The organism is Actinomyces sp. zg296 (genome assembly GCF_009829695.1).
In the GTDB taxonomy this organism is placed as follows: domain Bacteria; phylum Actinomycetota; class Actinomycetes; order Actinomycetales; family Actinomycetaceae; genus Actinomyces; species Actinomyces marmotae.
Genome location: NZ_VWPG01000002.1, coordinates 18,435 through 32,846, shown reverse-complemented (window position 1 = coordinate 32,846; position 14,412 = coordinate 18,435). Strand labels below are relative to the sequence as shown.

Annotated in this window: 12 protein-coding genes and 1 riboswitch; of the genes, 7 read left to right on the top strand and 5 right to left on the bottom strand. The window is 71.2% G+C overall.

Annotated elements, in window-relative coordinates:
• Positions 1-41 precede the first annotated feature (41 nt).
• Positions 42-1,016: a class 1b ribonucleoside-diphosphate reductase subunit beta gene (nrdF, locus tag GVV76_RS00540; protein WP_159624145.1), complete on the top strand. Its 975-nt coding sequence runs from the start codon at positions 42-44 to the stop codon at positions 1,014-1,016.
• Positions 1,017-1,366: 350 nt separating this feature from the next.
• Positions 1,367-2,173, top strand: coding sequence for a hypothetical protein (locus GVV76_RS00535; protein WP_235904990.1), 807 nt, complete (start codon positions 1,367-1,369; stop codon positions 2,171-2,173).
• A 20-nt stretch (positions 2,174-2,193) separates the two neighbouring features.
• On the opposite strand, the gene GVV76_RS00530 is transcribed toward GVV76_RS00535, so the two are convergent.
• Genes GVV76_RS00530 through uriH form a run of 3 tightly spaced genes read right to left on the bottom strand, consistent with a single transcriptional unit; the run spans position 2,194 to position 5,547 of the window.
• Positions 2,194-3,144, bottom strand: a complete 951-nt coding sequence (locus tag GVV76_RS00530) for a nucleoside hydrolase (protein ID WP_159624143.1) — start codon at positions 3,142-3,144, stop codon at positions 2,194-2,196.
• Positions 3,145-3,158: 14 nt separating this feature from the next.
• Positions 3,159-4,556: a NupC/NupG family nucleoside CNT transporter gene (locus GVV76_RS00525; protein WP_159624141.1), complete on the bottom strand. Its 1,398-nt coding sequence runs from the start codon at positions 4,554-4,556 to the stop codon at positions 3,159-3,161.
• Positions 4,557-4,602: 46 nt separating this feature from the next.
• On the bottom strand, positions 4,603-5,547 hold the full coding sequence (uriH, locus tag GVV76_RS00520; protein ID WP_159624139.1) for a uridine-preferring nucleoside hydrolase UriH: 945 nt from the start codon (positions 5,545-5,547) through the stop codon (positions 4,603-4,605).
• Between the two features lie 192 nt (positions 5,548-5,739).
• Here uriH and GVV76_RS00515 point away from each other — a divergent pair, with 192 nt between their 5' ends.
• Together GVV76_RS00515 and GVV76_RS00510 are read left to right on the top strand one after the other, a co-directional pair.
• Complete coding sequence (locus GVV76_RS00515) at positions 5,740-6,651, top strand: ribokinase (RefSeq protein WP_159624137.1); 912 nt, start codon at positions 5,740-5,742, stop codon at positions 6,649-6,651.
• Between the two features lie 354 nt (positions 6,652-7,005).
• Positions 7,006-8,361, top strand: a complete 1,356-nt coding sequence (locus tag GVV76_RS00510) for an amidohydrolase (RefSeq protein WP_159624649.1) — start codon at positions 7,006-7,008, stop codon at positions 8,359-8,361.
• 366 nt (positions 8,362-8,727) lie between these two features.
• Here the strand turns inward: GVV76_RS00510 and GVV76_RS00505 are convergent, their stop codons facing one another.
• Complete coding sequence (locus GVV76_RS00505) at positions 8,728-10,479, bottom strand: DUF885 domain-containing protein (RefSeq protein ID WP_159624135.1); 1,752 nt, start codon at positions 10,477-10,479, stop codon at positions 8,728-8,730.
• A gap of 26 nt (positions 10,480-10,505) precedes the next feature.
• On the opposite strand from GVV76_RS00505, the gene GVV76_RS00500 reads away from it, so the two are divergent.
• A complete protein-coding gene (locus GVV76_RS00500) occupies positions 10,506-11,165 on the top strand; it encodes a low molecular weight protein-tyrosine-phosphatase (protein ID WP_159624133.1) in 660 nt (219 codons plus the stop codon).
• A gap of 120 nt (positions 11,166-11,285) precedes the next feature.
• Here the strand turns inward: GVV76_RS00500 and GVV76_RS00495 are convergent, their stop codons facing one another.
• A complete protein-coding gene (locus GVV76_RS00495) occupies positions 11,286-12,299 on the bottom strand; it encodes an alpha/beta hydrolase (protein WP_159624131.1) in 1,014 nt (337 codons plus the stop codon).
• 114 nt (positions 12,300-12,413) lie between these two features.
• A riboswitch (SAM riboswitch) is annotated at positions 12,414-12,504 on the top strand.
• Between the two features lie 4 nt (positions 12,505-12,508).
• Between GVV76_RS00495 and GVV76_RS00490 the strand changes: the two genes are divergently transcribed.
• Together GVV76_RS00490 and GVV76_RS00485 are read left to right on the top strand one after the other, a co-directional pair.
• Positions 12,509-13,588 carry a methionine ABC transporter ATP-binding protein gene (locus GVV76_RS00490; protein ID WP_159522442.1) on the top strand — a complete coding sequence of 360 codons (1,080 nt, stop codon included), beginning with the start codon at positions 12,509-12,511 and terminating at the stop codon, positions 13,586-13,588.
• Positions 13,585-14,316, top strand: a complete 732-nt coding sequence (locus GVV76_RS00485) for a methionine ABC transporter permease (protein ID WP_235905005.1) — start codon at positions 13,585-13,587, stop codon at positions 14,314-14,316. Before GVV76_RS00490 ends, GVV76_RS00485 begins: the two co-directional genes overlap by 4 nt.
• Positions 14,317-14,412 lie beyond the last annotated feature (96 nt).

The window sequence follows — 14,412 nt, the reverse complement described above, 5'->3', positions numbered from 1 at the left end:
GCGGCCAGCCCGCGGGCGCCCACCCCTTTCGGAGGAACAACATGCACGAGCCCATCAAGCTCATCGACCGCGTTCAGGCGATCAACTGGAACCGCCTCGTCGACGACAAGGACCTCGAGGTCTGGGACCGCCTCACCGGGAACTTCTGGCTGCCCGAGAAGGTGCCGCTGTCCAACGACATCCAGTCCTGGGCCACCCTGAACGAGGCCGAGAAGAACATGACCACCCGCGTGTTCACCGGCCTGACCCTCCTGGACACCATCCAGGGCACCGTCGGCGCCGTCTCCCTCATCCCCGACGCCCGCACCCCCCATGAGGAGGCGGTGTACACCAACATCGCCTTCATGGAGTCCGTGCACGCCCGCTCCTACTCCTCGATCTTCTCCACCCTCATCTCGACAGCGGAGATCGACGAGGCCTTCCGCTGGAGCGAGGAGAACGAGAACCTCCAGCGCAAGGCCCAGATCATCCTCAACTACTACCGGGGTGACGATCCGGAGAAGCGCAAGGTCGCCTCCACCATGCTGGAGTCCTTCCTCTTCTACTCCGGCTTCTATGCCCCCATGTACTGGTCCAGCCACGCCAAGCTCACCAACACCGCCGACCTCATCCGCCTCATCATCCGCGACGAGGCCGTGCACGGCTACTACATCGGCTACAAGTACCAGCTCGCCGTGCGCGAGTCCTCCGAGGAGCGTCAGGCCGAGCTCAAGGAGTACACCTTCGACCTGCTCATGGAACTCTACGACAACGAGGAGTCCTACACCGAGAGCCTGTATGACGAGCTGGGTCTGACCGAGGACGTCAAGAAGTTCCTGCGCTACAACGCCAACAAGGCCCTCATGAACCTGGGCTACGAGGCGCTCTTCCCGGCCGAGGCCGTCGATGTCAACCCCGCGATCATCGCCTCCCTGTCCCCCAACGCGGACGAGAACCACGACTTCTTCTCCGGCTCCGGCTCCTCCTACGTGATGGGCACCGCCGAGGCCACCGAGGACGACGACTGGGACTTCTGACGTGACCGCGCGGGGGCCCGCCCCCGCCGGCCCCGCCGGGTCCGCAGGCTCCGCCGGCCCCGCCCATCCGGCCCGGTGGGTAGCGCGATCCATGGCGCGACCAGCCGCGGCGCAGCATGCTTGAGCCATGAGGTTGATCGATCGCCGGGCAGAGGCGATCGTTCCTGGTCGACCTCCATGCGGCATCCGATCACGCGCCCTGGGTGGGCCGGGTGGAAAGGCGGATCGCGCCGCATGACACGGGCCGGGCGGGCCCGGACGCCGAAGGGAGACGGCGCCCGGGCCGCCCTCTCGTTCGGGCCCGTTGTGATCCCATCCGCCAGGCCGGCGCGCCCCGCTACCCTGGCCCCATGAGCGACTACCTCGTGGGCCCCAGCGCCGACGACCCCACCGGCGAGCCCGCCCCAGCGCCGACGATCCCGCCGCTGCCGGCGCATGTGCGCTTCGGCATCCCCTTCAACGGGGTCGTCCCCCTGTGGTTCGACGGCGATCAGATCGCCTGGTACCGGCCCGCCGATGGCACCGACCTCGCCGATGTCCTGGGCCTAGGGCACGTGGAGACCGAGCCCGGGCCCTCCTCCGTGCCCGAAGGGTGGGCTGAGCGCGTCGAGTTCGGGACGCTGGAGGAGGGGGGCCTGCGCCTGCGCGCGGAGGGCCCCACCGGGCGGCGCGCCATCAATGACGTCGGCAGGGGCGTCCTCGTCCCCCTCGGCGGGCCGTTGAGCGTGCCCGAGGCGATGAGCGGGGGCTTCGACACGGCATCCTTCGCCGTCCACATCGCCCGGCTCATGCTGAGGGCGGCGCGCGACGGCGCCATCCTCGTGTTCACCCTGCGCGCTCCTCGCGACCCCGAGGCCCACCACATCCTCTCCGTGCCCTCCGAGGTGGACTCCCAGCGCGTCATGCGCTTCCACCTGGGGACGCTTATGGAGATGGAGGGAGGCGCCTGGGACAAGGCGGATCGCCGGGGCGGCATGTCGCTGCTCGACCTGTCCATCCCCTACGAGTCCCTCCTGGCCGGCGCTGGTCCCGAGGCCGAGCAGGGCCTGGACGCCGGCCTGCTCATCGAGCTCGCCGAGCCCGTCGTCGCCTGCCTGCTCAAGCCCGGCTTCCCCTTCGCCCTGGGCTGCTCCTACGTGATGCCCCAGCAAGGCTGAGCGCCCCCGGGCCGCGCCGCTCAGCGGCCCCGCGCCAAGGCGGTGATGCGGGACATGAACTCGGCGAGGAACCTCTCGGTGTCCACGGCCACGGCCGCCCGGCTCGTCCTCGGGGCGCTCAGGCGCGCCACGTCCCCGATGGTGCGCCCCCGAGTCGGGCCGGCCAGATCCACCGCGAGATTGATGGGCAGCATCGTCACCAGGGAGGGGTCCACGGCGACGCCGACCGCCAACGGGTCGTGCAGGCCGCAGCCGCCGAGCCCGGGCGCCGTCGTCTCATAGGCCCGGATGTAGTAGTCCGTCATATCCGCCAGGAACGTGCCCGCGGCCGTGCCCAGATCGCGCCAGCGCCGCGTGTGCTCGTAGGTGAGCAGGGTCTGGAGGGTGACGTCGAGGCCGACCATCGTCGCGCTCACCCCCGAGCGCAGGACGGCGTCGGCGGCCTCCGGGTCCTGGCTGATATTCGCCTCCGACCACGGGCTGACATTCCCGCTCACCGTGAGCGCCCCGCCCATGAGCACCACGGTCAGCCGCTGAGCCAGGCCGGGGTCCTTCTCCAGGGCGGCGGCCAGGTTGGTCAGCGGACCCGTGGGCACGTACACGAGGTCCTCCCCGTGGGTCCGGGAGGCCTCGATGATGAAGTCGACGGCGCTCGTCCCCTCCGCGGCGCGGGGCGAGGGAGTGAGCGCCACATCGCCCACGCCATTGCGGCCGTGGATGAAGGCGGAGATCTCCAGAACCTCGAAGCCGTCGCGGGCCAGGGCGTGAGGCAGGCCGGGGTAGACGGGCACATGCGGCGCTCCGAGCAGGTCGAGCACCGCCAGGGAGTTGCGCGCCGAGTCCTCCACGAGGACGTTGCCGTAGGTGGTGGTGATGCCGATGAGCTCGGCCTCCGGGCTGCCCAGGGCGTAGGCGATCGCCAGGGCGTCATCGATGCCGGTGTCCAGGTCCAGAATGAGCTTGCGGGTCATGATTCGCTCCTCCCTCACCAGACGAACAGGCCGACCATCCCGGCCGACAGCAGCGAGACGAGGATCCCGGACAGGAGCATCCGCCCCACGTTCTTGGAGATGAGGTCATTGCGCTCCTTGTCCACCAGGCCCTTGAAGCAGCCGATGATCATGCCCAGCGTCCCGAAGTTCGCGAAGGACGTCAGGAAGACCGTGACCACCGCCTGGTAGTGGCGCGCGTAGCCGCTGATCTCACCGCTCACCTGCCCCATGGCCACGAACTCGTTGGTGACCAGTTTCAGGCCCATGATCTGGGACATGTCCCAGGCAGTGGAGGTGTCCAGGCCCAGCAGGAGCGCGGGCGCGTACATGACGACGCCGAGCGCCGACTCCAGGGAGAGCGGCTCCCAGATTGCTCCTAGGATCTTGTCGATAAGGGCCGCCAGGGCCACGAAGGTGATGACGTTGGCGGTGATGATGAGGATGAGCTTTCCCGCGCCCAGGATCGAGTCGCCCAGGAAGGAGAAGAACGGCTCCTTCGCGGGCCGGCTCGCCGCGCGTCCCGGGTCGCGGCGCGCGACCCTGGTGGCCAGGGCGGCCAGGCCTCCGAGGGCGTTGCCGCGGCTCGGCGAGCCCGGGCCAGCGGCGGCCGGATCGGCGCCCGCGCTGGTGGCCGCGGCGGCGCCCGCGCCCGCGCCGCCCTGGGCGCCGTCGGCGTCCCCGGAGTCGTCGCCTCCTTCGTAGGTGACGATGATGTCCTCCTCGGGCGGCACGTGGACGGGGTAGAGCATGGAGGTGACGATGAGCGCGTTGAGGCAGTTGATGGGCACCGCCGTCAGCACGAACTCCGCCGGAACGATCTGGATGTAGGCCGCCAGGATCGACGCCGTCACGCAGCTCATCGACATCATGGCGATGGCGACGTTGCGCGCCGGGCTCATCCGCTGCACCTGCAGCTTGGAGACCGCCAGGGCCTCCGTGTTGCCCAGGAACATCATCTCGATGGAGTAGAAGGCCTCGAACTTGGGCTGGCGGGTGACCGCGCTGAGCCCCCGGCCGATCCACTTGATGATCCAGGGCAGGAAACCGATATAGGTGAGGATGTCGAAGACGGGCACCACCAGCAGGATCGGCAGCAGGGCGCTGACCACGAAGTTCACGGGCGCCGGGTTCACGCCCTCGGCCCCCACCCAGTTCGACAGGGCGAAGTTGATGCCCTTCCAGGCCACGGAGACGAGCTCGTTGAAGCCCGCGGCCGCGCCCTGGACGGCCGCGCGCCCCCAGGTGAAGCTCGTGAGGACCCAGGCGATCACGAGGTTGAGGGCGGTCAGGATCGCCACGGACTGCCAGGGGATCTTCTTGCGGTCATGGGAGAGCAGCCAGCCCGCCGCCAGGAAGACGGCGAGGCCCAGGACGTTGATGGCCAGGTACATGGATCGGTTCCTTCGAGAGACGTGTGGGGGTCAGGGAGGGGATGAGTCAACCGAGGCGCGCGAGTGCGTCGGCCACGAGCGCCCAGAAGCGCTCGGTGTCCAGGCCTATCCCCACCTGGGTGGTGCAGGCAGGGTCGGAGTCGTCGACGAGCGCGCGCATGTCGGCCACGGTCATCCCGTAGGTCAGCGCGCCGCGCAGTTCGACGTCGATCGGGCAGCGCCTAGTGGGGACGAGGCTCGGGTCGATGACGCGGGCGACGGCGCAGGGGTCGTGCGTGGGCGGATCCGGGAAGGCCTCTTGGTCCCGGTAGGTGGAGCGGAAGAAGTCCATGAGCCCGCCGACGGCATCGGCCAGGCGCGGGTTCGCCCCGCACAGGGCCGCCTGGACCTCGGGAGTGCACAGCGCCCGATGGGTGACGTCCAGCCCGATCATGGTCACGGGCCAGGACTCGCTGAACACGATCTGGGCTGCCTCGGGGTCGCACAGGATGTTGAACTCGGCCACCGGCGTCGCGTTGCCGACCCCGTAGGCGCCGCCCATCAGGACGATCTCCTTGACCCGCGCGACGATGCGCGGCTCCAGGCGGGCCGCCATCGCGATATTCGTCAGCGGACCCGTGGGGACGATCGTGATCGTCCCGGGCTCACGGCCCATGATCGTCTCGATGAGCCAGTCGACAGCGTGCTGGGCGGCGAGCGGCCGGGACGGTTCGGGCAGGTCGACGCCGTCGAGACCGGTCTCGCCGTGGATATAGGCGGCGTCGATGGGCTGGCGGATGAGGGGGCGCCGGCAGCCGGCGTGGATGGGCACCTCCGGGCGGCCCGCGAGCTCGCAAACGGCGCGGGCGTTATAGGTGACCTTGTCCAGGCTGTGGTTGCCGCCGATCGTCGTGATGCCGATCAGATCGACATCGGGGCTTCCCAGGGCGAGGAGGATCGCGATGGCGTCATCATGCCCCGGGTCGCAGTCGAGGATCATCGTGGTGGTCACATTCGACTCCTTTGTCAGCGTGACTGCCAGGGGGAACTCGCCGGTCGCGCGCCGGACATGCGGCGAGCATGCCGGCGCCCCCTGATCAACAATCGCCCATACTAGGCCATCGACCATCAGAAAAGGCAGGGATGGCAGGGGAATGGGCGGTACCCTGATAGTCCGTCCGCCCAAGCGAAGGAGCTGCATGCCATGGGGCGCGTCATCGTCGTCGGGTCGATCAACCAGGACATCACCGTCACCGTCGAGCGCTTCCCCGCGCCGGGGGAGACCCTGGCGGGGACGTCCACGAGCTACCGGCTTGGCGGCAAGGGCGCCAACCAGGCCGCGGCCGCCGCGCACGGGGGCGCTGAGGCCCTGCTCGTCGGCCGCGTCGGCGGGGATGCCGCGGGCATCACCCTGCGCGAGGATCTGCGCAGCCACGGCGTGGACGTGAGTGCGCTGCGCACCGATGAGGAGATCACCACCGGCATCGCGTTCATCACCGTCAGCGCCGCCGGGGAGAACACGATCATCCTCGACGCCGGCGCCAACGCCCGCGTCACCGGCGCTCAGGCCGCAGAGGCGATCGATGCGGGCGCCGATGACATCATCGTCCTCCAGGGGGAGATCCCGGCGGCGACCAATGAGGAGATCATCGAATGGGCCCACCGGGCCGGTGCCCGCGTGGTCCTCAACCTCGCGCCCGTCTACCCGATCGCGCCGGACGCCCTGGCCAGTGTCGACGTGCTCGTGGTCAATGAGACCGAGTGCGGGCTCGTGCTGGGCTCGCCCGCGCCCAGCACTCCGGAGGAGGCGATCACGGCGGCGGCCGCCCTGCGTGAGCGGGGGATCGAGGGCGTGCTCGTCACGCTCGGCGCCGCCGGGGCGGTGTGGGCCTGCGCCGAGGGCAGCGGGCATGTGCCGGCCATTGATCTGGGGCCCGTGGTGGATACGACGGGCGCCGGGGACGCGAGCGTCGGCGTGCTCGCCGCCGCCCTCGCCGCGGGGCACGGCTTCGCCTCGGCCGTGGCCGAGGGCATGCGCGCCGGCTCGACGGCGGTCCTCGCCGCCGGCGCCGCCGCCTCCTACGCGGCCATCGCCCCCGTCTCCCCCGCCTCCTGAGCGAGACCGGTCGAAATCACGATCGAGACCGGTCGCGGTTCTCAAGCGCCACTCCCGCACCAGCCCCGCGGGACCGGGCACCACCTCCCGGCACCGTCGTCCCCCATGCGACACCAGTGCCCGTCGCGTTTCGTGGGGGCGGCTGATACGGCGCCTGGAGCGCAGGGTCGCAGCGGCCGCCAGTAGGGCCCTCCACTTCAGAAGCGGCGGCGCGCGGCGCATGATGGGGCCATGAGCGCTGATCGAGGACCCGCCGACCCCACTGACCGCCCCTCTCACCCCCGTCGAACCGCCCGCCCCGACCCGCCCGACCTCTCGCGGCCCACCCGGCCCTGCGACGCCATCCAGGAGCTCATGGCCGCCGAGACTGAGGCGCGGCGCCTCGCGGCCGGCCCCGCCCCGGCCCTCGCCGACGGCGCAGGCGCCCCCGCCGCGCTGCGCTCCGTTCTGGCTGACATCGTCGCGCGCCTCGCCCCCGAGCTCCTCTCCCTGTCCCATGACCTGCACGCCCATCCCGAGGTCGGCCATGAGGAGCACCACGCGATGGCCGCCGTCGCCGGCCTCCTGCGCGCCCACGGAATCGAGCCCGAACTGGGGGTTTTCGGCATGGAGACCGCCCTCCGCGCGAGCATCGGGCCCGTCGCGCCCGCCGGCATCTCCGACGGCGCGGCCTCCGCCATGGGCGGCACCGCGTCCTCCCACCCCGGCACCATCGCGATCCTCGCCGAGTACGACGCGCTGCCGGGCATCGGCCACGCCTGCGGGCACAACGTCATGTGCGCCAACTCCGTGGGGGCTTTCCTCGCCCTGGCCGCCCTTGAGGCCGAGCGCCCCGGGAGCCTGCCGGGCGCCGTCGTCCTGACCACCACCCCCGCCGAGGAGTGCTCCACCGCCAAGGAGGCCCTCGCTCAGGCCGGCATGCTCGACGGCATCGACGCCGCCATCCAGACCCACTCCTACGCCGCCGACGTCACCCACCAGACCTGGCTCGGGCAGCGGCGCATGCGCGTCACCTACCACGGCATCCCCGCGCACGCCTCCTCCCAGCCCTTCATGGGCCGCAACGCCCTTGACGCTGCTACCCTCGCGCTGACCGGCATCGGGTTGCTGCGCCAGCAGATCCTGCCCATGGACCGCATCCACGCCGTCGTCACCCATGGCGGTGACGCCGCCAACATCATCCCCGAGCGCGCCGAGCTCAACGCCTTCATCCGGTCCAAGGACCTGACCACCCTGCGCGACCTCGTGGCCCGGGTGGAGGACGTCTTCCGCGGCGCTGCCCTCATGACCGGTACCGGCGTTGAGATCACCCCGGACCCCCACCCCAATGAGATGCCCGTGCGGGACAACGCCGCCCTCCTGGCCTCCTGGGTGCGCGCCCAGCGCGAGCGTGGGCGCGAGCCCCTGCCCGCCGGCGTTCTGCCCGAGACCATCGCCGCGGGCACGGACTTCGGCAACGTCTCGCAGCGCGTGCCCGGCATTCACCCGCTCATCAAGATCACCACGGGCGGTGACGTCGCCCTCCACACCCCCGCGATGGCCGAGGCGGCAGGCTCGCCCACCGGGGATGCCGCCTGCCTCGATGGCGCATACGGGCTCGCCTCCGTGGCCCTCGACTGGCTCCATGACGCCGAGGTGCGCGAGGCCGCCAGGGCGGACTTCGAGGCCACCGGCGGGGCCGTCGACGTCGCCTCCTTCTGGGACGAGTGAGGGGCGCGTCGGCGCGGGCCGCGCCTGGACCCACCCGCGGCGCGCCCGGGCCTTGCCCGCGAGCGCGGCCCGCGAGCGCGGCCCGCGAGCGACCGATGCGTCTGAGGCCACGGGCGCCTGACCCGCCGCCCGGCTGGAGGCGCCCGTGCGCACGCGATGGGAGCGTTCGGCACGCTCGCGAGGCGGCTCGCCAGATGAATCGTTGGAATGGCGCGGGTCGTGCTCTCAAAGCCGAGTCTCGTATGTGCATTCGACGTCAGAATGCACATACGAGGTTTTCCGTGAAGTTCAGTTCAACGTGATTCCAGCGAAAAGTCGATGATCCAGGCCGTCTGAGCGTGTCAACCCCCGGATTCTCGGCCGGCCTCAGGCGGTCAGCGCCTCGCGCATGACGTCCAGGCCCACACTGCCCAGGCGCAGCGCCCTGGCATGGAAGGCCTTGAGGGAGTCATCGGCCCCTGCCGCGCGCGCCGCCGCCAGCGAGGCGTCCCGCGCCTCCTCCCACAGGCGCTGACCGACGGCGTACGACGGAGCCTGCCCTGGCCAGCCCAGGTAACGGTCCAGCTCGAAGCGCAGGAAGGACTCGCCCATCGCGGCATTGGCCCTCAGGAAGGCCCATGCTGAGCCCGCGTCCCAGTGCCCCTCGCCCACACCCGGCAGGGCGGCGAGCTCGGCGGGCCGCTCCTTGCGCAGGTGCACGCCGATATCCAGCACGACTCGCGCCGCCCGCAGCCGCTGGGAATCCAGCATCCCCATGCGGTCGGCCGGATCTTCCTGGAAGCCGAGGTCCGCCATGAGCCGCTCGGCGTACAGGGCCCAGCCCTCGCCGTGCCCGCTGACCCAGCAGCCGTGGCGCCGCCAGGAATTGAGCTCATCGTGCAGAAGGGTTTGCATGCCGATCTGAAGGTGATGCCCCGGCACCCCCTCGTGGAACACCGTGGTGCGCTCCTGCCAGGTCGCGAAGTCCTCCGTCCCGGCCGGAACGGACCACCACATGCGGCCCGGGCGGGAGAAGTCGTCGCTCGGCGCGGTGTAGTAGATGCCGCCGGTGGACGACGGTGCGATCCGGCACTCCAGGGAGCGCAGGGGAGCGGGGATGTCGAACTGGGTGCCGTCGAGCGCCGAGATCGCCGCGTCCGAGGTCTCCTGCATCCACGCCCGCAGCGCCGCCGTGCCGCGCACCTGCCGCGAGGCGTCGGCGCCCAACCGCTCCAGGGCCTCGGCCACGGTGGTCCCCGGCCCGTAGAGCGAGGCCGCGATGGCCCGCTGCTCGGCGTCAATGGCCGCCAGGCGCTCCCGGCCCCACTCGTAGGTCCCGTCCAGGTCGATGCGCGCGCCCAGGAATTGCCGGCTGAATCTCTCGTAGCGCTCACGGTCGACGGCGTCGTCGCCGGTGGCGAGCGGGAAGACATCGGCGGCCAGCCAGCGGGCCGCCTCGGCGTAGGCGGCGCGGGCCTCGCGTGCGGCCGCCCGCAGGTCCGCGGTGAGGGCGGCGGGCAGAGCGCCTCCGTCGGCGAGGCGCGCCTCCTCGATCAGCGCTGTGAAGGACGACGACGCCTCCCCGGCCTGGTCCTGGGCCTGCTTGATGCAGGCGCGCACCTGCCGGGCGGCGGGGGCGAGCCCGCGCGCGGCCGCGACCCGCAGCGACTCGCGGTGCCCGGCGAGCGCCCCGGGCACCGCCCGTAGGGCGGAGGCGAAGTCCTCCCAGTCGCCCGTGGTGGCCATGGGGTGGTTGTCGAAGGTGTCGCGGATCGTCTGGATCGGAGAGGCGATGTTGTTCAGCGCCCGCAGGTCCTCGCCGGCCTCGTGCGACTCGTCCTCGACGCCGAAGCGCTCGCGCATGGCTGCGATCGTCACACGGTCGACGTCGTCAACGGGGGTGGCGGCATCGAGCGCGGCCCGGGTCTGGGCTCGCAGATCGGCCAGGGCCGAGAAGCCGGCGGGGGAGTAGTCGTCCAGGGCGCCGCCCCGGCCGGGCAGGCCGGAGTAGAGGGCGAACTCGGGGGATAGCGCCGCCAGGCGCTCCACATGGCGCTCGGCGACCGCGTCGACCGCGGTGGGCGTGCGAGGGGACGTGGGGCGCGCGGGGGTCCCGTGGGGCGCGCGGGGATCAGTCATGGGGGCGAGCCTGGCACGATCGGGTCATGATCTCGAATCCCATCGGCTCCGCCCCCGGCGAGCCTTACGTCCTGCCCGCCCCGCGCGACCCCGGCGGCCCCTACCGGGTCATGATGGTGTGCACGGGCAACATATGCCGCTCCGCGATGGCGGAGATGGTCCTCCTCGATCGGCTCGGTGCGGCGGGCCTGGCCGGGCGCGTGGAGGTGGCCTCCTCCGGGGTGTCCAGCGAGGAGCGCGGCAACCCGATGGATTCGCGGGCCAGGCGCCTCCTGCTCAGCAGCGGCTACAGCGAAGGCCGCGACGGCGCGGTGGCGGCGCGCATCGCCTCGCACCGGGCCCACCGCATCACGGATGCCGAGATCGCGGGCTCCGATCTCATCCTGGCGATGACCGCCTCGCATGAGCGCGAGCTGGTTCGCCGCGCGCAGCGGGCGGGCGTGGTCATTGACGAGCCGGAGGGGGTCCGGGGCGCGGGGCGGCGTATCCTCATGTTCCGCGAGTTCGACCCTGAGAGGGCGGCGGATCTGGCGGCGATCGCGGAGGGGCTGGTCTCCCGGTCTCGGCTCGACGCGCCCGACCCGTGGTACGGCGGGATGGAGGACTTCGAGGACACCCTGGCGACGATCGAGCGCGTCGTCGACGAACTCACCCCCGCCCTGTCCACCCTCATGCGAGACCGGTAGATATAACGATCGAGACCGGCCGGTTGTCCACAGGCCCTCCTCGTCCCGCAAGAGCGGAGGCGGGCCTGTGGACGGCGAACCGGTCTCGCCGCTGTTTTCGACCGGTCTCGCGCGGATTGATCAGTGAGAGGGTTGGGGGAGGCGGGCGCTGAGCCAGCCGGTGAGGGTCGCCAGGTACTCGCCGCGGGCGGGCTCGGGGGAGAGCGTCAGGTCGTGCACCCCGCCGGGGATCTGCCGCACGGTGACATCCTCACCGAGGAAAGGCGCGCGCTCCACCATCTGCGTGACATCGAGCACCGTGTCCGCCCGCAGCACGGCCTCGCGACCGGCGCCGGGAGCCGCCGACGCGGTCGAGCAGCACAGGAGCACCGGCGCCTCGATCCCCAGGCCATGGCGCACCCGCCGCTGCAGGCGGCGCACGCTCGTGAGGAAGCCCGCTCGCGCCGGCCAACCGGGCGAGGGCTTGAGCGCGAGGTCCCAGTCCCACTCCCCGCCCCACTTGACGTGCAGGGAGCGGGCGTAGGGGTCGGCCTCGAAGGCGTCCTCGTCATCCGCCTGCGGCGCCGCCGGGTTCGTGATGACCCGCCCCGGCATCCACCGCGACATGAGGTCCACCGCCGCGGTGCCGTAGGAGCGCATGAAGCCCGAGGCGTTGAGATCCAGCCATGGGGAGTTCAGCGTGACGGCCGCGAGCTGTCCCGGGTGGTCCGCCGCCCACAGCACCGCGGACAGCCCGCCCGTGGAGTGCGCGTTGAGGACGACGGCGTCGTGCCCCTTGTCCTCGCGCAGGATCCGCACCGCCTCGGTGATCTCTTCGTCGTAGACGAGCAGGTCCGTGGTGTCGTGCGGGAAGGAGCCCTCGGGCAGATCGGCGCCCGCCCGCCCGCAGCCGCGCATCTCCAGGGCGTAGAACTCGTAGCCCGCCGCATCGAGCGCGGCCGACAGGTGCGTCTGGAAGAAGTAGTCGGTGCGGCCGTGGATGTACAGCACCGCCCGCGCGTGCCGGGCGGCGCCGGCATCGCGCTGGTGGACGAGGATCGCGTGATCCGCCCCGGGCGCGGCTTCAGAGGGGGTGACGGGGATGTGGCGCGCCACCCAGGGCTCGCCCAGGAGGTCCGGGATGATCGTGGTCATGCTGGCATCGTAGATCCGGGTGGTCCTTCCCGTGCCGCGTCGTCATTTCGTGACCTTGGTCCCGGAATCGGCGTCTGGCTTGCGCGCCCGTGACTCGGCTTTATACCGTTCTCCCGACCATCCAGAGCAGTTGAGAGACCTGGCTCGATGACGCTGCAGCAACCCCCTGCGATGGTGAGGGTGCTTCCGCCAGGACCGATGGAGGACTCATGAGCGATCCAAACCCGGGTACCGAGCCGGTCAAGGCCGACGCCGTCGGCACTGGCGCGCTCGCCGATGCGGGATCGGCGGACGGCTCGATGATCTCCCTGCGCGACGTCGTCAAGATCTACACCCTGCGTGACGGCACGCGGGTCCGTGCCCTCGACGGTCTCACCCTCAACGTGCCCGCGGGATCGATCCATGGGATCGTGGGGACCTCTGGGGCTGGCAAGTCCACGCTCATCCGCTGCCTGACCGCCCTTGAGCCCGTCACGAGCGGTGAGGTGCGCGTCGCTGGCCAGGACATGACCGCCCTGCGGCCCCGCGAGCTGCGCGAGGCCCGCCGCAGGATCGGCATGGTCTTCCAGCACGCCAACCTGCTCGACTCGCGCACGACCGCGCAGAACATCGCTTACCCGCTCGCCCTGGCCGGAGTCGCCAAGGGGGAGCGCCACGAGACGGTCGCCCAGATGCTCGACCTCGTGGGCCTCGCCGATCGCGGCGGCTCCTACCCCAGCCAACTCTCCGGCGGCCAGAAGCAGCGCGTCGGCATCGCCCGGGCGCTGGCGGATCAGCCCGCCGTGCTCCTGTGCGATGAGCCCACCAGCGCCCTCGACCCCGAGACCACCCGCTCGATCCTCGACCTCATCAAGGACGTGCGCGATCGCCTCGGCGTCACCGTCGTCATCATCACCCACGAGATGAGCGTCGTCCGCCAGGTCTGCGACTCCGTGAGCCTCCTGGAGGCCGGCCGCATCGTGGAGTCCGGGCCGATTGAGGAGGTCGTCTCCGACGTCGACTCGCGCCTGTCCCACGAGCTCGTGCCCGTCCCCGCGATCCCGGATGGCTCGCTGGCCGAGGGCGACGCCGTCATCGACGTCGCGCTCACCGCCCACCCGGGCCAGCCGGCGGCCGCGCACCTGCTCGCCATCGCCTCCGAGCACGGCGCGGACGTGGCCGGGGGAGTCTTCGAGACCCTGGGGCAGGCCCAGGTCGGCCGCCTCGCCCTGACCGTCCCCGCCGAGAGGGCCCCCGGCGTTGTCGACGCCCTGGCCGCCATCGGCGCCACCGCGGAGGTGCGCTCATGATCGCCCTGAACGCCGCTGCCCACCTGGAGCCCCTCATCGTCCTGCCCGCGGGCGCGCGGGACAAGAGATGGCTGGACAACCCCGCCATCACGGACAAGCTCTGGCCCGCCACCATCGAGACCTTCGAGATGACTCTCATCTCCGGGGCGCTCGCGGTGCTGCTCGGCCTCCTGCTGGGGCTGGCCCTGGTGACCACGGGCAAGCGCGGCCAGCACTCCAACCGCTTCGTCTACGAGGTCCTCTCCCAGGTCGTCAACATCGGCCGCTCGCTGCCCTTCATTATCCTCATGGTGGCGATCCTGCCGCTGACCCGCATGATCGTCGGCTCCTCGCTCGGCTGGCAGGCAGCCTGCGTCCCCCTGACCGTGGGGGCCATCCCCTTCTACGCGCGCCTGGTGGAGACCGCCGTCAACAACGTGGAGGCCGGGAAGGTCGAGGCCGCCCTCATGATGGGCGCCTCCGGCAATCAGATCACCTGGGGTGTGCTCGTGCGCGAGGCCCTGCCCACCCTCATCCAGTCGGCCACGGTCACGCTCATCACGCTGCTGGGCTACTCGGCTATGGCGGGCGCCGTGGGTGGCGGCGGGCTGGGGGACCTGGCCGTGCAGTACGGGTTCCAGCGCAACCAGACCGATGTCATGATCGTCACTGTCGTCCTCATCGTCCTCATCGTCGGCATCATCCAGCTCGCCGGCGACATGCTCAGCCGGCTGGTGGACCACCGCTGAGGCCCCGCCAGCCGGCACCGAGCCCATCGACGGCGGCGCGCATCGCCGCAACCCGATCGAATCCGCCCCAGCACCACGGCTCCACCATCGAAAGGA